Genomic DNA, 25,422 nt, shown 5'->3' on the forward strand with positions numbered 1-25,422 from the left:
CGGCGTGAGCCCTGTTCGGCTCCGGGGGCTCAGCTCCGTGGGCTGAGGCCCGCCACGGCCAGCCGGAACAGCCGGTCCGCCTGGGCGGTGGGGTCGGGGTAGTGCTCCGTGGCGAGGGCGATGCCGACGACCAGGGTGATCAGATCGGCGACGGTGACGTCGGCCGCCAGCGCGCCGTCCTGTACGGCGCGGCGCACCAGGGGGTCCGCCGCCTTTTCCAGTACCGCCGAGCAACTGTTCTCGTGCACCGGGCCGTCGTAGGCCAGCGCGGCGGCCAGCCCCCGGGCGGAGACGGAGTAGGCGGTGAGGTCGGTGAGCCATTCCAGGAGCGCGTCCCGGCTGCCGTCCTTGCCGGCCGGTTCCTGGACGTCGGCCGGTTTCCGGACGTCGGCCGGTTCCTGCGCGCCTTCGGCCAGTTCCCGGGCGCGGGCGCACAGGGCGTCGATCCGGTTCTTGGAGACCGCCTCCAGCAGTGCGCGGCGGGTGGGGAAGTGCCGGCGCACGGTCGCGGAGCCCACCCCCGCGGTGCGGGCGATCTGCTCCAGGGAGGCGTCGGCGCCCTGGGCGGCCACCTCCTCCTCCGCCACGGCGAGGATGCGCGTGTAGTTGCGCCGGGCATCCGCGCGCTGGTGCTCGGGCATCGGATCACCTCCGGGATTGATAAGTGGCGGGCTCCGCCATATCGTAGCCGAGCATAAACGGCGGGCCCCGCCGTTTATGCTCGACCCTTAGGGAGTGCCATGTCCGCCCACCCGTCTGTACGTCCTTCCGCCGTACGTTCCTCTGTACGTTCTTCCGCGCAACCCGCGCCCGTCCTGGTCACCGGCGCCACCGGCAGGCAGGGCGGCGCCACCGCCCGTGCGCTGCTCGCGGCGGGTGTCCCGGTCCGCGCCCTGGTGCGCGATCCGGCCACCGACCGGGCCAAGGCCATCGAGGCGCGCGGCGCCGAGCTGGTCACCGGCGATCTCCACGACCGCGATTCCGTGATCCGGGCCGCCCAGGGGGCCCGCGCCGTCTTCTCCGTGCAGATGCCCGCCATCACCGCCGAAGGCTTCGACTTCGAGGGGGAGGTGGCCCAGGGCGTCAACCTCGTCGAGGGCGCGAAGGCCGCCGGCGTACCGCAGTTCGTGCACACCTCCGTCACCGGCGCCGGGCAGCACACCGAGGACCCCGGCTGGGCCGAGGGCCGCTGGGCATCGGCGGCGCCCTCCCTGGACGCCAAGAGCGCGATCCAGGACCGGGTCCGCGCGGCCGGGTTCCCCCACTGGACGCTGCTCAAGCCGGGCTTCTTCATGGAGAACTTCCTCCCGTCCATGGCGTTTCTCTTCCCGCGCGGCACAGCGGGCGGCCTGGTGAGCGTGGTGAAGCCCGGGACCCGGCTCTCCCTGGCCGCTGTGGACGACATCGGCGCGGCGGCGGCCGCCGCCATCGCCGAGCCGGAGCGATTCGACGGCGTCGAACTGGAGCTGGCGAGCGACTACCTGTCGATGACGGAGATCGCCGAAGTTCTCTCCCGCGCGCTGGACATCCGGCTCTCCGCGCCGGACATGACCGAGGAGCAGGCCCTGGCCGCCGGAATGCCGCAGATGGGCGCCACGCACGAGCGGCTGAACGTGACCGGCCAGCCGGCCCGCCCGCAGTACGCGAGGGACCTCGGCATCCCCCTCACCAGCTTCGATGAATGGGCGCGCGAGCACATGCGGCCCACCGCCTGACGGGGCGGCCTCGGGCGTCAGGGCAGTCTCGGGTGTCAGGACGGCAGTTCGCGGCGCATGCAGACCCGGGGCCAGCGGTCCAGGCCGTGGGCCGCCTCCGCTCGGCGGATCGCGCGGAGGCCGTCGGTGAGCCGGTCCTCGGGGAGGGTGCGGAAGCCGAGGCGTGCGTAGTACGGGGCGTTCCACGGTACGGCCGCGAAGGTCGTCAGGGTGAGGGCGGTGAGCCCGGCGCCCCGGGCCCGTACGGCCAGGTGGTCGATGAGCGCCCGGCCGATCCCGAGCCGCGCGGCGTCCGGGTGGACCGACACCTGCTCGATATGGGCGGCGCCGTCGACCGGCTCGTCCAGCAGATACGCCACGGGCCGGCCGGCACCCTCGCCGATGCCGGGGAGCCCGGCCACCCAGGCACCCTCCTTGCTCCGGTAGCCCTCCAGGACGGCGAGCGAGGGCGGCGCGTCGTCGGCGATCCCGGCCATGCCCAGGGCCCGGAACGCCTCGCCGGCCGCGCCCTCGATCTCCTGGAGAACCGGCAGGTCGGCATGGGCGGCGGGCCGGATCACCAGGGGCCGGGGCGCGGGGGAGCGGGACAGCATGCGGTGAGTATGCCGGGGCGGGGCCGGGGCGTGGTACGGGTTTACGCCGCCCCGGGTGCGGCGCGCTCGTGGACGGCTCAGGCGCCCGAGGAGACCAGTTCGTCGGCCGGGCCGTTGACCGGGGTCGGGGAGCCCGAGAGGTCCATGACGAAGAGCGGCAGGCCGAGGTCGTCGGCGCGGGCCCGCGCGTCGTCCGCGTACCCCGCCAGGGAGAAGTAGACGCTCACCGCCGACGCGCTGAGCCCGTTGAGCCAGAGGCACTCGACGGCGCGTACCGACGCCGGGTTCATCGTCGGGTCGACCTGGGCGATCACATCGGGGCCGCGCAGGTCGATCCCGGGGACGGCCGGCTCGTCCGCCTGGACGACGCCCTTGAACCCCAGCCAGCGCAGATACAGCCCGGCCGCCGTCACCGCGTCGTGGGAGGTACGGATGGTCAGCGGCCGGAAGGCGGGGCGCGGGGCGGCGGCGGTCCTGGGGAGCGGGATGTGCGCGGGGTGTTCGGGGTGCGTGGGGTGCGTGGGGTGCTCGGGGTGTTCGGGGTGTTCGGCGTGCGCGGGCGGCTCAGGTGTCTCGGTGACGGCCGGCTGGGGTGCCTCAGGCGGCTCAGGTGACTCGGATGTCTCGGGTGCCCGGGTGACGGCCGGCGGCCCCGGGGCGCGTACCGGGATCCGTACCACCGTGCCGCAGGGACAGCCCATCTCGGGCCGGGGCAGCTCGCACGCCGTCCCGCACTCCTGGCACCGTACGGTCACCCACTCCTCGGCCCAGGTACGGTGCGTGACCCGCTCCGGTGGCGCGTCCACGGCGAGCGACGGGGCGACCGGAGCCCCGCAGGCGCAGGTGAAGACCGACACCGTGAAGGTGTGGCCGTCGCCGCAGGACGGACAGGACACCGGAACGCTCTCACCCATGACGATCCCCTCCGTTCGGTCGCGCTCAGTGTTTCATCGTCCACCAAGAGCGAGAACGGGGGGAGGGCCTGGCCCGGAAAAGGGCGCCAGGGCGGCGAAAGGGGTGACCGGGCGGTGGAAGGGATGACCGGACGGCGGCGGGCCGGGCGCGACCGTACGGGTGTCGGCGCCGCCGCCGTCCGGCGTTCAGGGGGCCGGGGGCAGGGATGGACCGGTCAGCGGCCTGTCTGCCGCATGCCGGCGGCCGGTCAGTGGCCGAGCCAGCCGAAGGACTCGGCGGACGGGCGGTCGCCCGGCTTGTACTCCAGGCCGATCCACCCCGCGTATCCCGCCGTGCGCAGCCGGCCGACCAGCTCCTCCAGGGGGAGCGTCCCGGTGCCCGGCGCGCCCCGCCCCGGGTTGTCGGCGATCTGCACATGGCCGGACTTCGCGGCGTACCGGTCGATCACCTCGGGCAGGTTCGCGCCGTACGTCGTCGTACCTGTCGGGCCTGTCGTACCTGTCGGGCCCGCCAGGTACGACAGGTGGTAGAGGTCCAGCAGGAACCGCGCGTTGTCCAGCCCCGTGGCCTCGTTGACCCGGTCCACGACCGCGACCGCCGACTCCGCGTCGACCAAGGGGTAGTCCGGCGACTCGGGCCGGTTCAACGCCTCGATCAGCAGCGTGGCACCGGCCTCGTCGGCGGCGCGGGCCGCCAGCGCCAGGTTCTCCAGGGCCAGGGCGTCCTGGGCCGCCGGATCCGCCCAGGAGACGCGGTTGCCGTACAGCGCGTTGAGCGCCCGGCACCCGGTGGCGGCGGCGAACTCGGCCGCGACCGGCACATTGGCCCGGAACCGCTCGGACTCCTCGCCGGGGACGGAGAGCGCGCCCCGGTCGGGCCCCGGCAGCAGGCCCGCGTAGAAGTTCAGGCCGACGAGCCGGGTCCCCGCGTCGTCCAGGGCCTTCCGCAGGTCGTCCAGGGCCGCGCGGGGCGGGGTGGGCGTGTCGGTCCACGGCCACCACAGCTCCACCGCGGTGAACCCGGCCGCCGCGGCGGCGGCCGGCCGCTCCAGCAGCGGCAGTTCGGTGAAGAGGATGGACAGATTCACATCGAATCGCTGCTCTGTACCGCTCCAGAGCGGGGAGATATGAGACATGGAGAGTCCGGGCCCCTTCCGCATCGCGAAATATGATTTCTGCTTAATGGAATGAGTGGAATGCTGCCTCGTGTGCTTCCGTGCTGTCAAGGAATCCACGGCCACGGCCAGAGACGGAGACTCGGGTGACCTATCAGCAGCCGGTCCTGGACGACCTCGACCGGCGCATTCTCGCCGCGCTCGTCGCCAACGCCCGTACCAGCTTCACCGAGATCGGCCACGCGGTCGGACTCTCGGCGCCCGCCGTGAAACGCCGGGTCGACCGGATGCGGGAGACCGAGGTGATCACCGGCTTCACCACCGTCGTCCGCCCGGCGGCGCTCGGCTGGCGTACGGAAGCGTATGTCGAGGTCTTCTGCGACGGCGCGGCTCCGCCCCGCCGGCTGGCCGAGGTCGCGCGCACCTACCCCGAGGTGGTCGCCGCGGTGACCGTGACCGGCGGGGCGGACGCCCTGCTGCACATCCGGGCCGCCGACATCGACCACTTCGAGGAGGTGCTGGAGCGGATCAGGGCCGAGCCGTTCGTCACCCGGACCAACAGCTTCATCGCCCTCACCCATCTGCTGCCCAACAGCCCGGAGGCCGGCAGCCCCGCCACACCCCCGGAGGAGACCGCCGGCCGCTGAGCGAGCGCTGGGTTACGCGTTCCCCGGGGCTTCCGGGGCTTCCGGGGCTTCCGGGGCTTCCGGGGCTTCCGGGGTTCGCGTGGTGTGCGGGGCTTCCGGGGCCTCTGCCGGGGGCTCCTCCGCCAGGACCCGTTTGGCCACCGCGAACGCGGAGTTGGCGGCGGGCACGCCGCAGTAGACCGCCGACTGGAGGAGCACCGCGCCGATCTCCTCCGGGGTGAGCCCGTTGCGGCGCGCGGCCCGCACATGCATCGCCAGTTCGTCGTAGTGGCCGTGCGCCACCAGCGCCGTCAGCGTGATCATGCTGCGCTCGCGCCGGGTGAGGGTCGGGTCCGTCCAGATCTCGCCCCACGCGTAGCGCGAGATGAAGTCCTGGAAACGCGCCGTGAGCGCGGTCGTCCCGGCCTGCGCCCGTGCCACATGCGCCTCTCCCAGCACCGCGCGGCGCACGGCCATCCCGGAGGCCGGCGCGCCCCCGAGGTGGGTGCGCAGCGCGGCCGTCACCGCCTTCGGGCACTCGGCGGGCGCCAGATGCGCGGCGCCGGGCAGCTCGACCAGGGTGGCGCCGGGCACCGCGTCCGCGATCTCGCGGGCGTGCGCGGGCGGCGTCGCCGGGTCCAGCCGGCCCGCGAGGACGAGGGTCGGCGCGGCGACGGTGGGGAGCAGGCCGCGCAGGTCGTACGAGGCGAGCGCATCGCAGCAGGCCGCGTACGCCGCCGGGTCGGTCCCCCGTACGTCGGCCAGCAGACGCCCCGCCAGGGGCTCGGCCTGCCCCTCCGCCAGGGCGGCGGCCTGCCCCCGCCCTGGCTGCCGCTCTGCCGCCAGGAACCCCGGGGTGAACCACCTCCCCGGCGCGCTCTCCGCGATCCCGCCCATCCCGTCCCGGCGTACGGTGGCCGCGCGCTCCTCCCACGGCTCCCGGCCCCCGAAGTGTGCCGAGGAGCAGACCACGGCGAGCCGCGCCACCCGCTCCGGGGCGTGCGTCGCGAGGTGGAGTCCGACGGCGCCGCCGAGCGAGACCCCGGCGTACGCGAAGCGTTCGAGCCCGAGCGCGTCGGCGAGCGCCAGGACGAGCCCCGCGAGGTCGGCGACGGTCGCCCCCGGGCCGACCAGCGAGGCGTCGGAGCCGCCGTGTCCGGGCAGGTCCCACCGTACGACCCGGTGCGTGAGGGAGAGTTCGGGCGCCACCCGGTCCCAGAGCGCCATCGAGGTGCCCAGCGAGGGACCGAGCAGAAGCGGGGGAGCGGACGGAGGGCCTTCGACGCGGTGGTGGAGCAGGGGTGCGGGGGTGGGCGCGGGGTGGTCCGAAGTCGTCAACGTCGCTCCAGGGCACGGTCGGTGAGGGCACCGGCGCTGCCGGTGTACCGGGTGGGGTCGGTGAGTGCGGCGAGGTCGATCCCGCCGAAGTCCCGTCCCGTGAGGTCCTTTTCGTCCGCGAGGGCTCGGCCGAGCGCTGGGGCGAGGACTTCGGCGAGCGGGGCGCCCTCCGTACGGACGCGCCGCGCCGCCTCGGTGAGCAGTGCCTTCGCGCGGGCGCGCCCCAACAGCGGTGCCAGCACGGCCGAGAGCCGCTCCGAGACGATCAACCCGCCAGTGAGTTCAAGGTGTTGCCGCATAGCGATGGCGTCCACCCGCAACCCCTCCGCGAGTTCGGCCGCGTCCCGGGCCGCGCCGCCCGCCAGCCGCAGCAGTTCGCGCAGCGGCTCCCACTCGGCGTGCCAGGCGCCCGCGGGCCGTTCGTCCTCGGCGGCCAGCGAGCCGAACAGGGTCGCCGCGAGGGCGGGTGCGCGCCGGGCCGCGGCGGCGATCAGCGTGGCCCGTACGGGATTCGCCTTGTGCGGCATCGCGGAGGAGCCGCCCCCGGCGCCCTCCGCCACCTCGCCGATCTCGGTGCGGGAGAGCGTGAGCACATCGGCCGCCGCCTTGCCGAGCGCACCGGTGGTGAAGGCGAGCGCGGCGGCGAGATCAGCGACCGGGGTACGGAGCGTGTGCCAGGGCAACGCGGGCTCCGCCAGGCCGAGTTCGGCGGCGAAGACCCCGGGCAACCGCATCGCGTCCGCCCCCGCGCCACTGTCCCCGACGCCCCCGGCATCACCGGCGTCAACTGCCCCCGCCTCCGGGCCGTACGCGTCGAAGGCGGCCAACGTCCCTGCCGCGCCGCCCAGTTGGGCGGGGAGTCCGGCCCGTACCGTACGGAGCCGGTCACGGGCGTCCAGCACCAGGCTGCGCCAGCCGGCCGCCTTCAGCCCGAAGGTCGTCGGGACCGCGTGCTGGGTGAGGGTACGGCCCGGCAGCACGGTGTCGCGGTGTTCCGCCGCCAGCCGGGCCAACGCCCGTTCCGTACGCTCCAGATCGGCGAGGACCGGCCCCAGCGTCCGGGCCGCCACCAGCATCGCCGCCGTGTCCAGGATGTCCTGACTGGTCGCGCCCCGGTGCACGTACGGCGCGTGGGCGGCGGGCACGGCGGCGGTCAGATCGGCCACCAGCGGGATCACCGGATTCCCGCCGCTCCGGGCCCGCACTGCCAGCTCCCGTACATCGGGCCGGGCCGCGGCGCAGACCGCGCCCACCGCCCGCGCCGCCTCGGCGGGGGCGAGCCCCACCGCCGCCTGGGCCCGGACCAGCGCGGCCTCCGCGTCCAGCATCGCCCGCAGGAACGCCGGGTCCCCGGTGGCGGCCTCGGCGGGGGAGCCGGCCCGCCCCGGCGCGAGCAGCCCGGCATCGAGCGGCCCGGCATCGAGCGGCCCGGAGATGATGTCGTCGCTCACCGGAACTCCAGAAAGACCGTTTCCCCTTCGCCCTGAAGGCGGATGTCGAAACGGTACGTGCGCGGCGCGGCGGACTCGGCGGTGGCGATCAGCGTGGCGCGCCGCTCCGCGTCCAGCGAGGAGAGCACCGCGTCGCCCCCGGCGCCTTCGAGGGCATCCGCCAGATAGGCCCGGGTGTGGAGATGGTGCAGCAGCCCGCGCGCGAAGACGAGGACGCTGATGTACGGGACGCCGCCCGGCGGCAGCGTACGGACCGCCCAGTGTCCGTCCGCGTCCGTCGCGACCCGCCCGAAGCCGGTGAAGTCGACCCCGTTGCGGCCGACGGCCCGGCCCGTGACCGGGTCCCGGCGCAGCGATCCCGGCCGCCCGGTGCGCGAGCCGTCGGGCGCGGGCTGCCAGGTCTCCACGATCGCGTCGGGCACGGGGTGGCCGGCGCCGTCGTACACGTACCCGTGCAGCGTGAGCGTGTCGGGGTGTCCGGCCGGGGCGATCTCGCCGCCGCCCGCGAAGGGCAGGGCGTACCCGTAGAACGGCCCGACGGTCTGCGACGGCGTGGGCGGAAGCACCCCGGTCCCGCCGTCTCCGGCCCGTGCGTTCTGTTCGGTCTGTGCGGACATCAGTGGTCGCCGCCTTCCTCGAAGAGCGTGGCTCCGGGCCCGTCGAGGACGATGTCCCAGCGGTAGCCGAGGGACCACTCGGCGACGGAGAGGTCATGGTCGTACGCCGCCACCAGCCGCTCCCGCGCCGCCGCGTCGGTCACCGACTGGAGAACCGGGTCGTACGGGAAGATCGGGTCGCCCGGGAAGTACATCTGGGTGACGAGGCGCTGACTGAACGCCGTACCGAAGAGCGAGAAGTGGATATGGGCGGGGCGCCAGGCGTTGACGTGGTTGCGCCACGGGTACGCGCCCGGCTTGACGGTGGTGAACCGGTAGGTGCCCTGGTCGTCCGTGAGGCAGCGGCCGAACCCGGTGAAGTTCGGGTCGAGGGGGGCCGGGTGCTGGTCGAGCTGGTGCGCGTACCGCCCGGAGGCGTTGGCCTGCCACAACTCCACGAGCTGCCCCCGCACCGGCCGCCCCGACCGGTCGAGCACCCGCCCCGTGACGGTGATCCGCTCGCCCAGCGGCTCGCCCTGGTGGTGCCGGGTGAGATCGGAGTCGAGCGCCGTGACATCCGTGACCCCGAACGCGGGCCCCGACAGCTCCACGGCCTCCGGGTCCCGGACCGGTATCAGCGGCTGCCTGGGATGGCGGAGGTGGCTGCTGCGGTACGGCGGATAGTCGCGCGCCGGATGGTGCCGCACACCGGACGCGCCCGGTGCGGCCGCCGCCGTGGCCATCGCGGCGTCGATCTCGCGCTGGCTCAGCCCGTCGGGCAGGGGAGGACGGAGAGCGGGGCGATCAGGGGACGTATGAGGCGCATGGGGCATGAAACGGCTCCGTAGGTACGGTACGGGACGCGGAACGCAGGACAGGCAAGATACCCTGATACTCAGGGCACTGACTATCTGCGGAAAGCTTCACTCAAGCTGCCACCCGCGCCATTGCACGTCAAGGGGTGCACGGCGAGCGCATGCGGCGGGGTATCGTTCAGTGCACCAACGAAATCACCAGGAGCGCGTATGGCCGCGGTGGACCTGACCACACACCCCGGGCATCTGGCCCGTCGCCTCCAGCAGGCGCACTACCTGCTGTGGACCACGATGGTCTCCGAGGAGATCACCTCGCCGCAGTTCGCCGTGCTCAACGCCCTGGTCGCGGAGCCGGGCCTGGACCAGCGCACCGCCGGGGAACGGGTGGGCCTGGACCGCTCCACCATCGCCGAGGTGATCACCCGGCTGAACCGCCGCGCCCTGGTCGACAAGGTGCGCGACCCCCAGGACGGCCGCCGCTCCCTGCTCCGCCCCACGGAGGAGGGCGTACGGACCCACCGCAGACTCGCCGTGCGCGCGGCCCGCATGAACCAGGTCTTCCTGGCCCCGCTCACCCCGGACGAACAGACCGTCTTCTTCGACCTCCTCCAGCGCGTCTCCACCGCGGCCGAATCCCTCCGCAACCCGACGACCCCGGCCGTCTACTGACCGGCCCGGCGCAGGCGGACGACGCCGTGTGCCGGCGTGTCGGCACCGGACTGTCACCGTCCGAATGGAAGACCTACCTCCCCGGGCTGCCCCACCGCGCGGTCTGCGACGGGCATCGTCCGTAAGGCGCGCCGCCCGTGGCGGGGGCGGCGCGTGAGGTTTGCGTTCCGGGGCCGGGCGGAGGCGGTCGGGGTGGGCGGTGAGGCTTTTGACAGAATGGGGGCCATGACTACTGACAACGTGTACTTCGACATCACGATCAACGGCGAGGCGGCCGGCCGCATCGTCTTCCGTCTCTTCGACGACGTCGTTCCCAAGACCGCCCAGAACTTCCGCGAGCTGGCCACCGGCGAGCACGGCTTCGGCTACGCCGGGTCGAGCTTCCACCGGGTCATCCCGGACTTCATGCTCCAGGGCGGTGACTTCACCGCCGGCAACGGCACCGGCGGCAAGAGCATCTACGGCAACAAGTTCGACGACGAGAACTTCCAGCTCAAGCACGACCGGCCGTTCCTGCTCTCGATGGCCAACGCGGGCCCGAACAGCAACGGCTCGCAGTTCTTCGTCACCACCGTGGTGACGTCGTGGCTGGACGGCAAGCACGTCGTCTTCGGCGAGGTCGTCGAGGGCCAGGACCTGGTCAAGAAGATCGAGTCGCTGGGCTCCCGCGCCGGTGCCACCTCGGCCAAGATCACCATCGCCGCCTCCGGTGCCGTCCCGGCCGCGTAACGGCTAAGGTCGTCTCCCGAGCACGTGCCCGGGGCACCGGGCACCGGGACACCCGAACGGCCGCAGCGGGACCCGCCGGGCTTTCCGCGGTGAAGGCAGCGAAGGCGGTGGGTCCACGGTGCGCCTGAGGGTGGAGTTCACGACCGAGCCCTTCGACCTCGACGAGCCGCCCGCGCACGCGGTGGCGGCGCGCGAGGCCGTCGAGGAGGCGCGGCTCGACGCGGTGGATGTCGGCCCGTTCGGCACCACCGCGGAGGGCGGCGCCGACGCCGTACTAGCGGCGGTGGACACCCTCCTGCGCCGCTCGCTCGCGGCCGGCGCCACCCGGATCTCGCTCCAGGTCAATGTGGCCGGGGGTGGGACCGGGAGCGGGACCGGGACGGGGAGCGGGGGTGCCCCGGAGGGCGGCGCCGTCGCGGACGGTGGCCGGTGAGCGGGGCGGCCGGGCAGGCGGGGCAGGGCGGTCAGGAATTCGTCGCGGCGGTCAGGCCGCTGGTCGATGCCATGGGCGGGCGGATGGTGCCGGTCGGGGAAGCCGGGCCCGACGATGTCGTCCTCGCCTGGGAGGGCGCGGACGTCGTCGCCGTACGGCTGCCGCGGCTCGCGGAATCCCTGGACCACCTCCTGGCGGCGCTGGAGCGCGGCCACGGCCGGCCGCTCGCCGAGCTGGACCGGAAGACCAAGCAGTCCGTCGTACGGAGCCTGGAGGCGCGCGGCGCCTTCGTCGTACGGCACGGTGTCGAGACGGTGGCGACCGCGCTCGGCGTCAGCCGCTTCACCGTCTACAACTACCTCAACTACGCCGACGAACAGCGGGCCAGGGCACGCGAGCACGGGGCGGCGGATGATCCCGCCCCGTGACGGCCGGGGCCCGCGCCGCAGCCGTCAGTAGCCCACCCGGAACGTCGCGTCCTGCTGGTCGACCGTGGACGAGACCGGGTCGATGCGCAGCACGTAGTCGGAGTGGCGGAGGTACCGGGTCGGGTTGTTGTACGAGCGGAAGGACGCCCAGCCGGAGTCCGCGAGCCCCGCCGTACGGTAGAACGTCGCGTCCGCCGCGAACGTCGACGTCCCGTCGTTCGCGTCCAGTTGGAGCTGGTAGTTGTAGTGGCGCAGATAGCGCGCCGGGTAGTTGACCGACCGGAACGAGACCCCTGAGCCGTCCGCGAGCCCCGGGACCAGTTGCCACTGGGAGTCCGCGTACGGGTCGAAGGGGTAGGTGTCGATCCGGCCCACGTTGTTGGAGTGGCGGACGTAACGGGCCGGATAGTTGTACGACTTGAGCCGGTTCCAGGTCGGCGCGCCCCACGCGGCGAGCAGGTTGCTGTATTCCGTCGCGGTGATCGTCGCGATGCCGCAGTGCTTGGAGTTGACCGGCTGGGTGTACGTCCGCTGGTCGAGCGCGCTCCAGGTGCCGGCGGCCAGGCTGGTGGTCTGCCAGGCGTAGAAGACCCCGTTGGGGGTGTACGTGTCCCCCCAGAGGTACCAGGTGTTGGACGTCAGCGACTTGATGACCTCCGGCGCCTCGGTGCCGCCCTGGGCGACCCCCGCGGTGAACTCGGCGAAGCTGCCCGGGTCGAGGGAGGCCGAGCGCGCGCCCACCAGCGTCTGGTTCTTCTTGAAGTAGAGGTAGTTGACGCCGTTGACGCCGACCGTCATGTTTCCGTCGATCACGTCGTACCCCGGGTCGAAGAAGACCTGCGGGGCGGAGGCCGTCACGAAGTCGGTGGTGTAGTTCACCATGATGACGTTGTGTCCGGTGCTGTTGACCGCCGAGTAGATCAGCGCGTACTGGCCGCGCCCCGCGTCCCAGAAGACCTCGGGGGCCCAGGAGTGGGTGTTCATGTCGTGGAGCTTCAGGCGGTGGTAGCCGGTGAAGGTGCGCAGGTCGGTGGAGTTCCACACATGGACGTACTGGCTGACGTAGTTCCAGTCGGTGCCCTTGAGGTCGGTCGCGACGACGACGAAGGTGCCGTCCTGCTTCCGCAGGATGAACGGGTCGCGCAGGCCCAGGGCGCCCGAGGTCGGGGTCACCACGGGGTTGTTCTGGTTGAGCGGCGACCAGTTGAGCGAGTCCGTACTGACGGCGAGGTGGAGGCCGTAGTCGGTGCCGTCGCCGTTCGGCGACTCGGTGAAGTAGCACATCACGTACGCCGAGTCGGCGGCGTGGGCGGTCCCGGCGGCGAGGCTCAGCGCGCCGGTCAGCGCGCCGGTCATGGCGAGCGGGGTGGCGGCGGCCATGCCGAGGACGGTGCGGCGGGAGGGCTGGGGCTGGGGGCGTGCACTCATGGGGGTCTCCAGGTGGCGTGCGGGCACGGAGCGGGTGAGTGACGTACGGCGTTCGGGACCGTTACATCCCGGCCTGTTCGGAATATCGAACCAGGTTCGGGAAATCGATCAGAAGGAAGGTAGGGGGTGGCCGTGTCCACGTCAATCGTTTGGACGGTCCTCGGCCGGACGCGCCGCACGGGCCGGTTCAACAAAGTGTTGACCTTCCTCGCCGAAGGGCGTTAGCTGGGCGCAGCCCGCACGGCATCCGCACCGCCCCCGCGCCCCACGGAGGCCCCGCTGTGACCACGTCCCCCGCCCGGCCGGTGCCGGGCCTCGAACGGTTCAACACCGCCCCCGACACCGCCGCCCTGGCCGCGCTCCGCGAGGTGTGCGCGGCGCCCGGGTGGGGGCGGGCGGTGCTCGCCGGGCGCCCGTACGCCACCGAGGACGCCCTGTTCGCCGCCGGAGACACCGCGACCGCCCGGCTCACCGGCGCGGAACTGACCGAGGCCCTGGCCGGGCACCCCCGGATAGGGCGCCCCGACCCGGGCGACGCCCGCTCGGCCCGGGAGCAGCGCGGGATGGCCGGGGCCGGCGCGCGGCTCAGGGCCGATATGGCCGAGTTGAACGCCGCGTACGAGGAACGCTTCGGCCATGTCTTCCTGATCTGCGCCACCGGTGCCACCGCCGAGGAGATGCGGGACGCCCTGCTCACCCGGCTCGGCCACCCGCCGGACCGGGAGCGGGAGGTGGCCCGTACGGAACTCGGGAAGATCAACCGGATCCGGCTCGCCGGGCTGCTCGCGGAGGGCGGGGAGTACGGGGAGGGTGCGGAGTACGCGGAGGACCCTGCCGCCGCCGAAAGTTTCTGCACCGTATCCACGCACATCCTGGACACCAGCGCCGGGCGCCCCGCCGCCGGCGTCGCCGTCACCCTCTCCGTACGTACCGACGGGGACGACTCCGAGTGGTCCGTCATCGGCGGCTCCGTCACGGACGCCGACGGCCGCTGTACGGGGCTGCCGGCGCCCCCGCCCGGTACCGCCCACGTCCGGCTCGCCTTCGCGACCGGGCCGTATCTCGCACACCGGGACGGCGGCGCGCCGTTCTTCCCGGAAGTGACGGCGGCCTTCGCCGTGGACCCGGGCGAGCACTACCACGTACCCCTGCTCCTCAACCCGTTCGGCTACTCCGTATACCGAGGGAGCTAGCGCCCATGACCGACCTCTCCGGCCCCTCCGGCGGGGCACGCCCGGCGACCCGCACCGGCGCCGTGCCCCGGACCGGGCCCACCGGCTCCGCCGCCCGCATCGGCTCCAACCAGTACGGCAAGGCGGAGAACCGCGTCGTCCGGATCGTCCGGGACGGCGACACCCACCACATCAAGGACCTGAACGTCTCCGTCTCGCTCTCCGGCGACCTGGACGACGTCCACTACTCGGGCTCCAACACCCATGTCCTGCCGACCGACACCACCAAGAACACGGTGTACGCGTTCGCCAAGGAGTACGGCATCGAATCCGCCGAGCAGTTCGGCATCCACCTCGCCCGGCACTTCGTGACCAGCCAGGAGCCCATCCACCGGGCGCGCATCCGGATCGAGGAGTACGCGTGGGAGCGGGCCGGGGGCGGGCCGGGGCACTCCTTCGTCCGGAAGGGGCAGGAGACGCGGGTCGCGCAGATCACCTTCGACGGCGCGCGCTGGGAGGTGGTCTCCGGGCTCAAGGACCTGACCGTGCTGAACTCGACGCACTCCGAGTTCTGGGGGTACGCCAAGGACCGGTACACCACCCTCAAGGAGGCGTACGACCGGATCCTCGCCACCGAAGTCTCCGCCCGCTGGCGCCACTCCTGGACCGGCGGCGACGGCACCGGGCCCGAAGGCACCCCGCCCGAAGGCACCCCGCCCGACTGGGACGCCTCGTACGCGCGGACCAGGGAGCACATCCTGCGGGCCTTCGCCGAGACGTACTCGCTCTCGCTCCAGCAGACCCTGTACCAGATGGGTGCCCGGGTCATCGAGCACCGTCCGGAGATCGACGAGATCCGCTTCTCGCTCCCCAACAAGCACCACTTCCTCGCCGACCTCACCCCCTTCGGGCTGACCAACGAGTCGGCCGACGGCGCCGTCTATCTCGCCGCCGACCGCCCGTACGGCCTGATCGAGGCGACCGTGCTGCGCGAGGGCGCCGAGCAGCTCATACCGGACGACCTGACCACCCTGTGAGCCGCCCCGTGAACCACCCCATGGGCCCGCACGAGCCCGCGCCCCCCGAGGAGACCGCCATGGAGACCGCCGTGGCGGCCGCACGCACCGTCATCGAGCACTGCGCCGTCGCGACCGTCGACGCGCACGGCACCGAGTACGCCTCGGGCCATGTCGTCGTCGCGGGCAACCGGATCGAGTCCGTCGGCGCCGGGCCCGCCCCCGCAGGTCTGGCCGGGGTCGTCCGCCGGGTCGACGGCACCGGCCATCTGCTCACCCCAGGCCTGGTCAACACCCACCACCACTTCTACCAGTGGCTCACCCGGGGCCTCGCCACCGACCACCACCTCTTCGACTGGCTGGTCGCGCTCTACCCGACCTGGGCCCGGATCGACGAGCCGATGGTGGGCGCGGCGGCCGGCGGCTCCCTCGCGATGATGGCGCGCGGCGGGGTCACCACCGCCATGGACCACCACTACGTCCACCCGCGCGGCTCCGGCGACCTCTCCGGCGCCATCATCGGCGCCGCGGCGCGTACGGGGGTACGGTTCACCCTCGCCCGGGGCTCCATGGACCTCGGCGTCTCGGCCGGCGGGCTGCCCCCGGACTTCGCCGTCGAGACGCTGGACGGCGCGCTCGCCGCGACCGAGGAGACCATCGACGCCCACCACGACGCCTCCTTCGACGCCATGACGCAGATCGCCGTCGCGCCCTGCTCGCCGTTCTCCGTCTCCACCGAACTCCTCCGCGAGGGCGCCGAGCTGGCCCGCCGCAAGGGGGTGCGGCTGCACACCCACGGCAGTGAGACCGTGGAGGAGGAGCGGTTCTGTACGGAGCGGTTCGGGATGGGGCCCACGGAGTACTTCGCGTCGACCGGGTGGCTCGGCCCCGATGTGTGGATGGCCCACTGTGTCCATATGAACGACGCCGACATCGCGGCCTTCGCCCGGACCGGCACCGGGGTCGCCCACTGCCCCTCCTCCAACGCCCGCCTGGCGGCCGGGATCGCCCGCGTCCCCGACCTGCTCGCCGCCGGGGTCCCGGTCGGCCTCGGGGTCGACGGCACCGCCTCCAACGAATCCGGCGAACTCCACACCGAGTTGCGCAACACCCTGCTGGTCAGCCGGCTGGGTCCGCACCGGGAACGGGCCCTGACGGCCCGTCAGGCGCTCCGCCTCGGCACGTACGGCGGAGCCCAGGTCCTGGGCCGGGCGGACCAGTTGGGGTCGCTCGAACCGGGCAAGCTCGCCGATCTGGTGCTCTGGCGGATGGACACCCTCGCCCACGCGTCCATCGCCGATCCGGTGGCCGCGCTGGTGCTGGGCGCCCCCGCGCCCGTCACCCTCTCCCTGGTCGACGGGAAGCCCGTGGTCGAGGACGGCCGGCTGACCACCGTGGACGAGGACGAACTCGCCCGGGTCACCCGCACCGAGGCCCGCCGGCTCGCCACGCTCGCCGCCGGGGGGTGACCGGGGGCCCTACCGCAGGCCTCAGGCCTCAGGCCCCGGGCCCCGGGCCCCGGGCCGCGCGTGCGCTCACCCGCCGATGCGGTAGGTGTCCCCGTACACCTTCCAGGACAGCGGCGGCCGGAGCCCGAGGTTGCCCGCTTCCAGGAAGGCCCGCTGGGCCGTGTCGATCCGGCTGGTGTCGTGGTGGCCCCGCTCGGTGCGCATCGCGGCGACCCGGGCGTCCAGGAACGCGTCGAGATACTCCGTCTCGTCGCCGCCGCGCGCGGGCGGGTCCGCCTCCGCGAGCGCCTCGGCGCGGATGGTGCGGAAGCCGACGGTGCCCTTCGCGTCGGCGTACCCGTGCATCACATAGGCGTCGTAGTAGATGAACTGCCCCAGCGCGCCCAGGCCGTCGGCCTTCGCGCGCTTCACCGCCGGGTCGAAGTAGATCCGGTCCCGCTCGGCGTCCTGCGCCTCCCGCATCAGTGGGTCGCCGGCCGCCTCGCGCCACGCGGCGGTGAACTTCCTGCCGAGCCCGTCGTGGGCGTCGCTCCCCTTCACCTCGCGGAGCGCGGGCAGGAAGCGGGCCAGCGGGTTCTCCGGCCGCGCCCGGGTGTACCGCTCGACCACCCGCAGCAGATCCCCGCAGCCGGTGCAGAAGCCGACGATCCCCGCCGTGTACCCCCGGCCGTCGTCGATGTCCTCGATGTAGCGGTACTGGGCCCTCCAGTCCAGCGAGGAGTTCTCCGCGCTGGAGACCAGCCGCATCGCCGTCTCCTTCTTCGCCGGGTCGTCCAGGTCCGCCGAGGCCCCCGACGCGGCCGTACAGCCGGAAGCGAGCGCCAGGACCGGCAGGACGAGAGCGAGCAGCACACGGCGGAGCGCCTGGAACACGTGAGCGGACCTTTCCCCCTGGTGCCCCCGGTGGCGCACCGTCCTGGCCCGAGGTTACGTGAGCCCCGCCGCCCGCCGGCCCCCGTCGGCGGGCGGCGTACGCACCGTGCGGTACGGGGCGCTGCTGTACGGAGCGCTGCCGTGCGGGGCGCTGCTGTACGGAGGGCCGCTGTACGGGGCGCCGCTGTACGGGGAGGGCCGGCGGTCAGGAGGCCCCGGAGATCACTCGGGGCGCCAGTCGGGGTGCCGGCCGCTCAGTCCGATCACCCGGTCCAGCAGCGGGGCGTCGTCGGCCACCGGCACCGGCGGGCCGAACGGCGCGTCCGGGCCGAGGGTGCCGGGCGCCAGCAGCCCGTACGAGGCCCGGAGCCCGGGTTCGGCGGGATGGTACGGCTGCCCGGTGGCGCGGGCCAGGTCCCAGCCGTGGACCAGCACCTCGTTGAGGGCGACCACCCCGGCCACCGCGCCGGGCAGGCCGACCCCGCCTACCCGGGTCTCCCCCTGCCAGGCGGCGGGCGCCCGCCAGGCCTCGGCGAGTGCGTCGAGGCCACGGGGCAGGGCCGCGCGCCACTCCGGATCCAGCACCGGCAGGGCGGCGCCGGGCGGGGTGTCGGTCGTCGGGCCCGGCTCCTTCCGCGCGGCGTCCCGGAAGGCCACGCTCAGGCCGAGCAGATGCGCCAGCACCTCCCGTACCGCGTAGGCGGAACACGGGGTGGCCCCGGCCAACTGCTCCTCGGTGATCCCGGCCGCCACCCGCGCCGTCTCCCGGCAGACGGGGGCGAGGTCGAACGGCTCCGGCGTGCTGTCCCTGATGTCCTCTGTGGTGTCCATACAGAGAGAGACCGCCGGAGCCGCCCGGACTCATCGCCCGGCCGAATCGCCCGGCCGAATCGCTCAGCCGCGGAGCTGCTCGTAGGCCGGGAGGGTGAGGAAGTCCGCGTAGTCCTCGTCCAGCGCGACCGTGAGCAGCAGGTCGTGCGCCTGCTGCCAGCGGCCGGCCGCGAAGGCCTCCTCGCCGGTCTCGGCGCGGATCGCCGTCAGCTCCTCGGCGGCGAGGGCGCGGGCCAGCTCCGGGGTGGCCCGGACCGTACGCCCGTCGTGCTCGAACTCCACGCCCGCGTTGATCCACTGCCAGATCTGCGAACGGGAGATCTCCGCCGTGGCCGCGTCCTCCATCAGGTTGAAGATCGCGACCGCGCCCAGCCCGCGCAGCCATGCCTCGATATAGCGGATGCCGACCTGGACGGCGTTGCGCAGCCCCTCGTACGTGGGGCGGGCGTCCAGCGAGTCGACGGCGATCAGATCGCCCGCGGCGACGGAGACGTCCTCGCGCAGCCGGTCCTTCTGGTTCGGGCGCTCGCCGAGGACCGCGTCGAAGGAGGCCATCGCGATCGGCACCAGGTCCGGGTGGGCCACCCAGGAGCCGTCGAAGCCGTCGGCGGCCTCGCGGTCCTTGTCGGCCCTGACCTTCTCGAACGCGACCTTGTTGACCTCCGCGTCATGGCGCGAGGGGATGAACGCCGCCATGCCGCCGATCGCGTGCGCGCCGCGCTTGTGGCAGGTGCGGACGAGGAGTTCGGTGTACGCGCGCATGAACGGCGCCGTCATCGTGACCGCGTTGCGGTCCGGCAGGACGAACTTCGCGCCGCCGTCCCGGAAGTTCTTCACGATGGAGAAGAGGTAGTCCCAGCGCCCCGCGTTGAGCCCGGAGGCGTGGTCGCGCAGCTCGTAGAGGATCTCCTCCATCTCGTACGCGGCGGTGATCGTCTCGATGAGCACGGTCGCCCGGACGGTGCCCTGCGGGATGCCCAGGTACTCCTGGGCGAAGACGAAGATGTCGTTCCAGAGGCGCGCCTCCAGGTGGGACTCCGTCTTCGGGAGGTAGAAGTACGGGCCCTTGCCCAGCTCGGTCAGGAGCCCGGCGTTGTGGAAGAAGTAGAGCCCGAAGTCGACCAGGGCGCCCGGCACCGGCTCGCCGTCCACCACGAGATGGCGCTCGGCGAGGTGCCAGCCGCGCGGGCGCATGACGACGGTGGCCAGTTCGGCGGCGTCCTTGAGGGCGTACGACTTGCCGGTGCGCGGGTCGGTGAAGTCGATACGGCGCCGGTAGGCGTCCATCAGATTGAGCTGGCCGAGGACCACGTTCTCCCAGGTGGGCGCGGAGGCGTCCTCGAAGTCGGCGAGCCAGACCCGTGCGCCCGAGTTGAGCGCGTTGATCGTCATCTTGCGGTCGGTCGGCCCGGTGATCTCCACCCGCCGGTCGTCGAGCGCCGCCGGGGAGGGGGCGACCCGCCAGGTGTCGTCCGCGCGGACGGCGGCCGTCTCCGGCAGGAAGTCCAGGGTGGAGGTACGGGCGATCTCGGCGCGCCGCTCGCCCCGGCGGGCCAGCAGCTCGTCACGGCGTGGGGTGAACCGCCGGTGCAGCTCCGCCACGAACGCGAGGGCCGCCTCGGTCAGTACCTCGTCCTGGCGCGGCAGGGGTTCGGCGTCGACGATGGCCAGCGGTGAGGACGCTGGTGCGGACATGACTGTCACTCCTTCACGAGCGGCGCCGGCGGGCATGGGGCGCCGTGGCGACCGGCGTAGCGACGAGCGCGCCGGCGGAGCCGGGCGCTTCTGACCTGTGGATACTAGTTTCCTTATCGTGGAAGTTCAATGTCGGGGGCGGTTGTCTGCTCCAGATGGGACAGGTCGGCCTCGGTGTCGATGTCGTACGGCTCCGCGATGTCCGCGCACTCGACGAGCAGGATCTCGTCTTCGTGCTCTTTCAGATAGCCGCGTGCACCACGGTCGCCGGTCGCGTCCGCCGCCACCGCCGCCCACCGCTCCGCGCCGAGCAGGACCGGGTGGCCGCGCCGCCCGCCGTACGCCGCCGAGGCCAGCGTCCCGGGGCCCCGGTACGCGGCCACCAGCCGGGCCACCGCCGCCGCGCCGATCCCCGGCTGGTCCACGAGCAGGACGAGGGCCGCGCCCGCGCCCGTACCCGCGAGCGAGGCGAGTCCGGCGCGGAGCGAGGAGCCCATGCCGTCGGCCCAGCCGGGGTTGTCGACCAGCACGGCGTCCGGCAGCACGGCCCGCTCCCGTACCTCCGGCGCCGCCGCGCCCACCACCACATGGACCGGGGCGCACCCGCCCGCCCGCAGGACGCGCGCCGCGTGCTCGACCAGCGGGCGGCCCCGGTGGGCCAGCAGCGCCTTGGGCCGGCCGCCCAGCCGGCGGCCCCCGCCCGCCGCGAGCAGCAGCCCGGCGACGGCCGGCGGGGCCGCGCCGGTATCAGGGGAGTGGCTCACGGGGCGTACGGGGGGTGCGGGGTGTACGGGGTGTACGGGGTGGGTGTCCGGCATGGTTCCCTGCTTACCCGATCGCGCGCCCCCACGCCCCCGCGCACCCCACCGCGCGGTGAAGCTTCCGCGTGCGCGGACGATCACCGGGAAATCCTTCCGTAGGACGGCCTTCTTCCCACCGTATTCGGTCCGTGGAGTGGCGCCTACCCTCCGCGATGGCGTTAACTTGCCCGCGAACCCCGGCGATTGACCACCGCCGAGGGGGAACCGTCCAGAGAGTGCTGCTCAGTCGAGCAGGGAGTGCTGCTCAGTCGAGCGAGGGGGAGCGTTGTTGCGGAGCGTGGGGAAAGCGCCGGTGGCGGAGCGGGGCGAGGAGCTGAGAGTCGAGGGGCTGCGGGCCGCCGTGGCCCGGCTCCGGCGTGAACTCGCCGTCTACCCGGCGGAGTTCCGGGACCGGGCGATAGCCGAGGACGAACTCGCCGCGCTCGCGGCGATGGTGGCGGGCGGCAGCCCGGAGACCGCCCGGATGCGCCGTTCGCTGCTGCTGATCGTCGGGTCGATCGGCTCGGTCAGCGCCCTGGGGCCCGCGCTGATGGAGGTACGGGACGCCGTCGACCTCTTCGGTGCCGCCCCGCGCCCGCCCTGCTGACCGGCGGCACCGGTGGTGCCGGTGGTACGGGTGGTGCCGGTGGTACGGGTGGTGCCGGTGGTACGGGTGGCCCGGCCGACCGGCCGCGTCTCCGGGCGGCCCCCGTCTCCGACCGGCCCGTCTCCGGGCGGCCCCCGTCTCCGACCGGCCCGTCTCCGGGCGGCCCCGTCGCCCGGCAGCCCCGCCTCGCCGGCCCGCTGCCCCGGGACCGGCCGCGTTCCCGCCCCGTGATCAGCCCTGCTGCCCCGCCGACGTGTTCGCCAGCGCGGTCGAGAGGTCCCGCGCCACCTCCATCAGGACCGGCACGATCCGCTCCGTGGCCTCCTCCGTCACCCGGCCCGCCGGGCCCGAGATGGAGATCGCGGCGGCGGTCGGGGAGTCGGGCACCGGGACCGCCAGGCAGCGGACCCCTATCTCCTGCTCGTTGTCGTCGATCGCGTACCCCGTCCTGCGCACCGTCTCCAGCGCCGCCAGGAAGCCGTCCGGCGTGGTGATCGTCTTCTCGGTGGCGGCCGGCATCCCGGTGCGGGCGAGGAGGGCGCGCACCTCGGCGGGCGGTATGTGCGCGAGCAGCGCCTTGCCCACCCCGGTCGAGTGCGGCAGCACCCGGCGGCCCACCTCGGTGAACATCCGCATCGAGTGCTTCGAGGGCACCTGCGCGACATAGACGACCTCGTCGCCGTCGAGCAGTGCCATGTTCGCGGTCTCGCCGGTCTCCTCGACGAGCTGGGCCAGATACGGCCTGGCCCAGGTGCCCAGCAGCCGCGAAGCGGACTCGCCGAGCCGGATCAGCCGGGGCCCCAGCGCGTACCGCCGGTTCGCCTGCTGGCGTACGTAACCGCACGCCACCAAGGTGCGCATCAGCCGGTGGATGGTGGGCAGGGGCAGGCCGCTGGCCGTGGACAGCTCGCTGAGCCCGACCTCGCCGCCCGCGTCCGCCATGCGTTCGAGCAGGTCGAAGGCGCGCTCAAGGGACTGGACGCCACCGGCGCCGGTGGCTGATCTGGCGGCGTCGGTGCTGCTGGCGCTGGACGACGGCACGTCAACGGTCCTTTCGGGGCGGGCGGACGAAAGGGCAGCCTATACCGGACGCGCCGAAACGGCGGATGGCCGGGGCGAGGGGACGTCCCCGCCCGGCTCCGGACGTCTCCGCCGGTCAAGTGGTGTGTGTCCGGGGGTTGCGCGGCCGTCCCGGCTGAGTAGGGTGTTCTGTCTGGCGGAAGGAAAATTTCACGCTACGGAAATGATAGACCCTGTTCCGCCCTGTACCGCCCCCTGTTCCACTCTGCTACGCCCTGTCCCGCCCTGTTCTGCCAGGTCCCGCGAGGCCCCCGGGGCCAGTGAGGAGTACGGATGTCCGAGGTCAGCCTCCTGCTGAGGGGCACGCGCGTCGTCACGCCGGAGGGGACGCGCCCCGCCACCATCGCCGTCGCGGACGGTGCCATCGCCGCCGTACTCCCGTACGACGCGGAGCCCCCGCACGGCGCCTCGGGCCCGGCCCCGGTGGTCGAGGACGCCGGGGACCAGGTCGTCCTCCCCGGGCTCGTCGACACCCATGTCCATGTGAACGACCCGGGCCGCACCGCCTGGGAGGGGTTCTGGACCGCCACCCGCGCCGCGGCGGCCGGCGGGATCACCACCCTGCTCGACATGCCGCTCAACTCCCTGCCGCCCACCACGACCGCCGCCCACCTCCGGGTCAAGCAGGACGTGGCCCGCCCCAAGGCCCATGTCGACGTGGGGTTCTGGGGCGGCGCCGTACCCGGCAACGTGAAGGACCTGCGCCCGCTCCACGACGCCGGGGTCTTCGGCTTCAAGTGCTTCCTCTCGCCGTCCGGCGTCGAGGAGTTCCCCGAACTCGACCAGGAGCGGCTGGCCGTCTCCCTCGCCGAGATCTCCGGCTTCGGCGGGCTGCTCATCGTGCACGCCGAGGACCCGCACGAGCTGGCCGCCGCGCCCGCCCGGGGCGGCCCCGCCTACGCCGACTTCCTCGCCTCCCGCCCGCGCGCCGCCGAGAACACCGCCATCACCCATCTGATCGCCCAGGCCCGGCGGCTCGACGCCCGGGTCCATGTACTGCACCTCTCCTCCAGCGACGCGCTGCCGCTGATCGCGGAGGCCAGGCGCGAGGGCGTCCGGATCACCGTGGAGTCCTGTCCGCACTTCCTCACCCTCACCGCCGAGGAGGTCCCCGACGGGGCCACCGAGTTCAAGTGCTGCCCGCCGATCCGCGAGGCCGCCAACCAGGACGCGCTCTGGCAGGGGCTCGCGGACGGCACGATCGACTGCGTCGTCTCCGACCACTCCCCGTGCACCACCGACCTCAAGACCCCCGATTTCTCCACCGCGTGGGGCGGCATCTCCTCCCTCCAGCTCGGCCTCCCGGCGATCTGGACCGAGGCCCGCCGGCGCGGCCACACCCTGGAGGACGTCGCCCGCTGGATGTCCACCGCCCCCGCCGCGCTCGCCGGGCTCACCGGGAAGGGTGCCATCGAGGCCGGCCGCGACGCCGACTTCACCGTCCTCGCGCCCGACCGGAGCTTCACCGTCGACCCGGCGGGGCTCCACCACCGCAACCAGGTGACGGCGTACGCGGGCCGGACGCTGTACGGCGTCGTCACCTCCACCTGGCTGCGCGGCACCCCGATCCACCGGGACGGCGTCCTCGCCGGCCCCTCAGGACGACTGCTCGAAAGGAACAACTGACCGTGTCCGACGCTCCTCAGCACTCCGACTCCGCCCAGCACCCCGGAGCCGACCGGCTCCCCGAAGCGCGCTTCACCGGCGACGCCCGCCCCTACGCCGGCGGCGACCCGTACGCCGACCACCGCTCCGAGGACCTCCCCTTCACCCACCTCCCCGACCTCGCCGACCGGCGGCTCGGCGGCGGGGTGGTGGCGGCCAACGACGAGTTCTTCGCCGAGCGGGAGAACCTGCTGAAGCCCGGACCCGCCGAGTTCGACCCGGAGCACTTCGGCCACAAGGGCAAGGTCATGGACGGCTGGGAGACCCGGCGGCGGCGCGGCACGGCCGCCAAGGCGCCGCACCCCGGCGCCGAGGACCACGACTGGGCGCTGGTCCGGCTCGGCACCCCCGGCGTGATCCGGGGCATCGTCGTCGACACCGCGCACTTCCGGGGCAACTACCCGCAGTCCGTCTCCATCGAGGCGGTCGCGCTGCCCGGCACGCCCTCCCCGGAGGAACTGCTCGACCCGGGCGTCGCCTGGACGGTGCTGGTGCCCCGTACCGCCGTCGGCGGCCACGCCGCCAACGGCTTCGCGGTCGACACCGAGCGCCGCTTCACCCACCTGCGGGTCAACCAGCACCCCGACGGCGGCATCGCCCGGCTCCGGGTGCACGGCGAGGTCGTCCCCGACCCCGGGTGGCTCACCGCGCTCGGCACCTTCGACCTGCTCGCGCTGGAGAACGGCGGCACCGCCGAGGACGCCTCCGACCGCTTCTACTCCTCCCCGGCCAACACCATCTGCCCGGGGCGCTCCCAGAAGATGGACGACGGCTGGGAGACCCGGCGCCGCCGCGACCTGGAGAACGACTGGATCCGGTACCGGCTCGCCGCGCAGGGCGAGATCCGCGCCGTCGAGATCGACACGGCGTACCTCAAGGGCAACGCGGCCGGCTGGGCCAGGCTGTCGGTACGGGACGCGGGCGACGGCGGGGGCGCGGGCGCCGGGGGCGACGGGGGTACGGAGGCGGAGGGCTGGACCGAGGTGCTGCCGCGCACCCGGCTCCAGCCCGACACCAACCACCGCTTCGTCCTGCCGGAGCCGGTGGTCGCGACCGACGTACGGATCGACATCTACCCCGACGGCGGGATCTCCCGGCTCCGCCTCTTCGGCTCCCTCACCGAGCGCGGCGCCGCCCGCCTCGCCGCCCGCCACCAGGAGCTGAACGGATAGCCCGGGGACGGATGGCCCCGGGCGCCCCGGGGAACCAGCGGGCCCACCGCGACCGCCACCGTGCGGGGCGGCGCGGAGGGCCTTCCACGGGCCCGGCCCCGGCCTCCCTCAGCCGGCGCCGGGCCCGGCACCGGTTCCGGACACGGCCCGGCACCGGCGAAAGTCGTGGCGCGCGCGACCGAAGCCGGGAAA

Annotated in this window: 26 protein-coding genes; 12 read left to right on the forward strand and 14 right to left on the reverse strand. The window is 73.6% G+C overall.

Annotation, left to right across the window (positions count from 1 at the left end):
- Positions 1-29 precede the first annotated feature (29 nt).
- The gene (locus tag AB0O07_RS02305) at positions 30-641 is read right to left on the reverse strand and encodes a helix-turn-helix domain-containing protein (RefSeq protein WP_365625510.1); all 612 of its coding nucleotides are present in this window, start codon (positions 639-641) and stop codon (positions 30-32) included.
- A 99-nt stretch (positions 642-740) separates the two neighbouring features.
- On the opposite strand from AB0O07_RS02305, the gene AB0O07_RS02310 reads away from it, so the two are divergent.
- The gene (locus tag AB0O07_RS02310; protein ID WP_365625513.1) at positions 741-1,715 is read left to right on the forward strand and encodes an NmrA family NAD(P)-binding protein; all 975 of its coding nucleotides are present in this window, start codon (positions 741-743) and stop codon (positions 1,713-1,715) included.
- A gap of 35 nt (positions 1,716-1,750) precedes the next feature.
- Here the strand turns inward: AB0O07_RS02310 and AB0O07_RS02315 are convergent, their stop codons facing one another.
- From AB0O07_RS02315 to AB0O07_RS02325, 3 genes are all read right to left on the reverse strand, one after another.
- Positions 1,751-2,308 (reverse strand): GNAT family N-acetyltransferase, encoded by a 558-nt coding sequence (locus tag AB0O07_RS02315; protein WP_365625516.1) that lies wholly within the window; start codon positions 2,306-2,308, stop codon positions 1,751-1,753.
- Between the two features lie 77 nt (positions 2,309-2,385).
- On the reverse strand, positions 2,386-3,222 hold the full coding sequence (locus AB0O07_RS02320; RefSeq protein ID WP_365625519.1) for a hypothetical protein: 837 nt from the start codon (positions 3,220-3,222) through the stop codon (positions 2,386-2,388).
- A 248-nt stretch (positions 3,223-3,470) separates the two neighbouring features.
- Complete coding sequence (locus AB0O07_RS02325; protein WP_365625522.1) at positions 3,471-4,358, reverse strand: TIM barrel protein; 888 nt, start codon at positions 4,356-4,358, stop codon at positions 3,471-3,473.
- Positions 4,359-4,483: 125 nt separating this feature from the next.
- Here AB0O07_RS02325 and AB0O07_RS02330 point away from each other — a divergent pair, with 125 nt between their 5' ends.
- Positions 4,484-4,984 (forward strand): Lrp/AsnC family transcriptional regulator, encoded by a 501-nt coding sequence (locus AB0O07_RS02330; protein ID WP_365625525.1) that lies wholly within the window; start codon positions 4,484-4,486, stop codon positions 4,982-4,984.
- 12 nt (positions 4,985-4,996) lie between these two features.
- Here AB0O07_RS02330 and pcaC read toward each other — a convergent pair whose 3' ends face one another.
- Genes pcaC through pcaH form a run of 4 tightly spaced genes read right to left on the reverse strand, consistent with a single transcriptional unit; the run spans position 4,997 to position 9,091 of the window.
- Positions 4,997-6,301, reverse strand: a complete 1,305-nt coding sequence (gene pcaC, locus AB0O07_RS02335) for a 4-carboxymuconolactone decarboxylase (RefSeq protein ID WP_365625528.1) — start codon at positions 6,299-6,301, stop codon at positions 4,997-4,999.
- Positions 6,298-7,752, reverse strand: coding sequence for a 3-carboxy-cis,cis-muconate cycloisomerase (gene pcaB / locus AB0O07_RS02340; protein WP_365625531.1), 1,455 nt, complete (start codon positions 7,750-7,752; stop codon positions 6,298-6,300). The genes pcaC and pcaB overlap by 4 nt, the downstream gene beginning before the upstream one ends.
- Positions 7,749-8,369, reverse strand: coding sequence for a protocatechuate 3,4-dioxygenase subunit alpha (gene pcaG / locus AB0O07_RS02345; RefSeq protein ID WP_365625534.1), 621 nt, complete (start codon positions 8,367-8,369; stop codon positions 7,749-7,751). The genes pcaB and pcaG overlap by 4 nt, the downstream gene beginning before the upstream one ends.
- Positions 8,369-9,091, reverse strand: coding sequence for a protocatechuate 3,4-dioxygenase subunit beta (gene pcaH / locus AB0O07_RS02350; RefSeq protein ID WP_365627913.1), 723 nt, complete (start codon positions 9,089-9,091; stop codon positions 8,369-8,371). The genes pcaG and pcaH overlap by 1 nt, the downstream gene beginning before the upstream one ends.
- A gap of 282 nt (positions 9,092-9,373) precedes the next feature.
- Between pcaH and AB0O07_RS02355 the strand changes: the two genes are divergently transcribed.
- The 4 genes from AB0O07_RS02355 to AB0O07_RS02370 all read left to right on the forward strand — a co-directional run bounded on the left by AB0O07_RS02355 (position 9,374) and on the right by AB0O07_RS02370 (position 11,422).
- Positions 9,374-9,832 carry a MarR family transcriptional regulator gene (locus tag AB0O07_RS02355; RefSeq protein WP_365625537.1) on the forward strand — a complete coding sequence of 153 codons (459 nt, stop codon included), beginning with the start codon at positions 9,374-9,376 and terminating at the stop codon, positions 9,830-9,832.
- A gap of 225 nt (positions 9,833-10,057) precedes the next feature.
- The gene (locus AB0O07_RS02360; RefSeq protein WP_365625540.1) at positions 10,058-10,561 is read left to right on the forward strand and encodes a peptidylprolyl isomerase; all 504 of its coding nucleotides are present in this window, start codon (positions 10,058-10,060) and stop codon (positions 10,559-10,561) included.
- A gap of 118 nt (positions 10,562-10,679) precedes the next feature.
- Positions 10,680-10,994: a thiamine-binding protein gene (locus tag AB0O07_RS02365; RefSeq protein ID WP_365625543.1), complete on the forward strand. Its 315-nt coding sequence runs from the start codon at positions 10,680-10,682 to the stop codon at positions 10,992-10,994.
- Between the two features lie 71 nt (positions 10,995-11,065).
- The gene (locus AB0O07_RS02370; protein ID WP_365627916.1) at positions 11,066-11,422 is read left to right on the forward strand and encodes a helix-turn-helix domain-containing protein; all 357 of its coding nucleotides are present in this window, start codon (positions 11,066-11,068) and stop codon (positions 11,420-11,422) included.
- Positions 11,423-11,446: 24 nt separating this feature from the next.
- Here the strand turns inward: AB0O07_RS02370 and AB0O07_RS02375 are convergent, their stop codons facing one another.
- Positions 11,447-12,850, reverse strand: a complete 1,404-nt coding sequence (locus AB0O07_RS02375; RefSeq protein ID WP_365625546.1) for a glycoside hydrolase family 43 protein — start codon at positions 12,848-12,850, stop codon at positions 11,447-11,449.
- Positions 12,851-13,131: 281 nt separating this feature from the next.
- On the opposite strand from AB0O07_RS02375, the gene uraD reads away from it, so the two are divergent.
- The 3 genes from uraD to AB0O07_RS02390 are packed head-to-tail and all read left to right on the forward strand — an operon-like array spanning position 13,132 to position 16,507.
- A complete protein-coding gene (gene uraD, locus AB0O07_RS02380; RefSeq protein ID WP_365625548.1) occupies positions 13,132-14,043 on the forward strand; it encodes a 2-oxo-4-hydroxy-4-carboxy-5-ureidoimidazoline decarboxylase in 912 nt (303 codons plus the stop codon).
- 5 nt (positions 14,044-14,048) lie between these two features.
- Positions 14,049-15,059, forward strand: a complete 1,011-nt coding sequence (gene pucL / locus AB0O07_RS02385; RefSeq protein WP_365625551.1) for a factor-independent urate hydroxylase — start codon at positions 14,049-14,051, stop codon at positions 15,057-15,059.
- A gap of 59 nt (positions 15,060-15,118) precedes the next feature.
- Positions 15,119-16,507, forward strand: coding sequence for an 8-oxoguanine deaminase (locus tag AB0O07_RS02390; protein WP_365625554.1), 1,389 nt, complete (start codon positions 15,119-15,121; stop codon positions 16,505-16,507).
- A 66-nt stretch (positions 16,508-16,573) separates the two neighbouring features.
- Here AB0O07_RS02390 and AB0O07_RS02395 read toward each other — a convergent pair whose 3' ends face one another.
- The 4 genes from AB0O07_RS02395 to AB0O07_RS02410 all read right to left on the reverse strand — a co-directional run bounded on the left by AB0O07_RS02395 (position 16,574) and on the right by AB0O07_RS02410 (position 20,724).
- A complete protein-coding gene (locus AB0O07_RS02395; RefSeq protein WP_365627919.1) occupies positions 16,574-17,332 on the reverse strand; it encodes a chitosanase in 759 nt (252 codons plus the stop codon).
- Positions 17,333-17,602: 270 nt separating this feature from the next.
- Complete coding sequence (locus AB0O07_RS02400) at positions 17,603-18,211, reverse strand: TIGR03086 family metal-binding protein (RefSeq protein WP_365625557.1); 609 nt, start codon at positions 18,209-18,211, stop codon at positions 17,603-17,605.
- 63 nt (positions 18,212-18,274) lie between these two features.
- Positions 18,275-19,906 carry a malate synthase A gene (gene aceB / locus AB0O07_RS02405; RefSeq protein ID WP_365625560.1) on the reverse strand — a complete coding sequence of 544 codons (1,632 nt, stop codon included), beginning with the start codon at positions 19,904-19,906 and terminating at the stop codon, positions 18,275-18,277.
- 113 nt (positions 19,907-20,019) lie between these two features.
- Positions 20,020-20,724, reverse strand: coding sequence for a nucleotidyltransferase family protein (locus tag AB0O07_RS02410; RefSeq protein WP_365625563.1), 705 nt, complete (start codon positions 20,722-20,724; stop codon positions 20,020-20,022).
- 268 nt (positions 20,725-20,992) lie between these two features.
- On the opposite strand from AB0O07_RS02410, the gene AB0O07_RS02415 reads away from it, so the two are divergent.
- Positions 20,993-21,313: a DUF5955 family protein gene (locus AB0O07_RS02415; protein WP_365625566.1), complete on the forward strand. Its 321-nt coding sequence runs from the start codon at positions 20,993-20,995 to the stop codon at positions 21,311-21,313.
- A 231-nt stretch (positions 21,314-21,544) separates the two neighbouring features.
- On the opposite strand, the gene AB0O07_RS02420 is transcribed toward AB0O07_RS02415, so the two are convergent.
- The gene (locus AB0O07_RS02420) at positions 21,545-22,354 is read right to left on the reverse strand and encodes an IclR family transcriptional regulator (protein WP_365625569.1); all 810 of its coding nucleotides are present in this window, start codon (positions 22,352-22,354) and stop codon (positions 21,545-21,547) included.
- A gap of 312 nt (positions 22,355-22,666) precedes the next feature.
- Here AB0O07_RS02420 and allB point away from each other — a divergent pair, with 312 nt between their 5' ends.
- The gene (gene allB / locus AB0O07_RS02425; protein WP_365625572.1) at positions 22,667-24,019 is read left to right on the forward strand and encodes an allantoinase AllB; all 1,353 of its coding nucleotides are present in this window, start codon (positions 22,667-22,669) and stop codon (positions 24,017-24,019) included.
- 2 nt (positions 24,020-24,021) lie between these two features.
- Positions 24,022-25,230 carry an allantoicase gene (gene alc, locus AB0O07_RS02430; RefSeq protein ID WP_365625575.1) on the forward strand — a complete coding sequence of 403 codons (1,209 nt, stop codon included), beginning with the start codon at positions 24,022-24,024 and terminating at the stop codon, positions 25,228-25,230.
- The last annotated feature ends 192 nt before the right edge of the window (positions 25,231-25,422 follow it).

The organism is Streptomyces sp. NPDC093085 (assembly GCF_040683935.1).
In the GTDB taxonomy this organism is placed as follows: domain Bacteria; phylum Actinomycetota; class Actinomycetes; order Streptomycetales; family Streptomycetaceae; genus Streptomyces.

Coding starts and splice junctions, on each gene's coding strand:
- AB0O07_RS02305 (WP_365625510.1), bottom strand. CDS start 641: ATGCCCGAGCACCAGCGCGCGGATGCCCGGCGCAACTACACGCGCATC.
- AB0O07_RS02310 (WP_365625513.1), top strand. CDS start 741: ATGTCCGCCCACCCGTCTGTACGTCCTTCCGCCGTACGTTCCTCTGTA.
- AB0O07_RS02315 (WP_365625516.1), bottom strand. CDS start 2,308: ATGCTGTCCCGCTCCCCCGCGCCCCGGCCCCTGGTGATCCGGCCCGCC.
- AB0O07_RS02320 (WP_365625519.1), bottom strand. CDS start 3,222: ATGGGTGAGAGCGTTCCGGTGTCCTGTCCGTCCTGCGGCGACGGCCAC.
- AB0O07_RS02325 (WP_365625522.1), bottom strand. CDS start 4,358: ATGTCTCATATCTCCCCGCTCTGGAGCGGTACAGAGCAGCGATTCGAT.
- pcaG (WP_365625534.1), bottom strand. CDS start 8,369: ATGTCCGCACAGACCGAACAGAACGCACGGGCCGGAGACGGCGGGACC.
- pcaH (WP_365627913.1), bottom strand. CDS start 9,091: ATGGCCACGGCGGCGGCCGCACCGGGCGCGTCCGGTGTGCGGCACCAT.
- AB0O07_RS02355 (WP_365625537.1), top strand. CDS start 9,374: ATGGCCGCGGTGGACCTGACCACACACCCCGGGCATCTGGCCCGTCGC.
- AB0O07_RS02360 (WP_365625540.1), top strand. CDS start 10,058: ATGACTACTGACAACGTGTACTTCGACATCACGATCAACGGCGAGGCG.
- AB0O07_RS02370 (WP_365627916.1), top strand. CDS start 11,066: ATGGGCGGGCGGATGGTGCCGGTCGGGGAAGCCGGGCCCGACGATGTC.
- AB0O07_RS02375 (WP_365625546.1), bottom strand. CDS start 12,850: ATGAGTGCACGCCCCCAGCCCCAGCCCTCCCGCCGCACCGTCCTCGGC.
- pucL (WP_365625551.1), top strand. CDS start 14,049: ATGACCGACCTCTCCGGCCCCTCCGGCGGGGCACGCCCGGCGACCCGC.
- AB0O07_RS02390 (WP_365625554.1), top strand. CDS start 15,119: ATGGAGACCGCCGTGGCGGCCGCACGCACCGTCATCGAGCACTGCGCC.
- AB0O07_RS02400 (WP_365625557.1), bottom strand. CDS start 18,211: ATGGACACCACAGAGGACATCAGGGACAGCACGCCGGAGCCGTTCGAC.
- aceB (WP_365625560.1), bottom strand. CDS start 19,906: ATGTCCGCACCAGCGTCCTCACCGCTGGCCATCGTCGACGCCGAACCC.
- AB0O07_RS02410 (WP_365625563.1), bottom strand. CDS start 20,724: ATGCCGGACACCCACCCCGTACACCCCGTACACCCCGCACCCCCCGTA.
- allB (WP_365625572.1), top strand. CDS start 22,667: ATGTCCGAGGTCAGCCTCCTGCTGAGGGGCACGCGCGTCGTCACGCCG.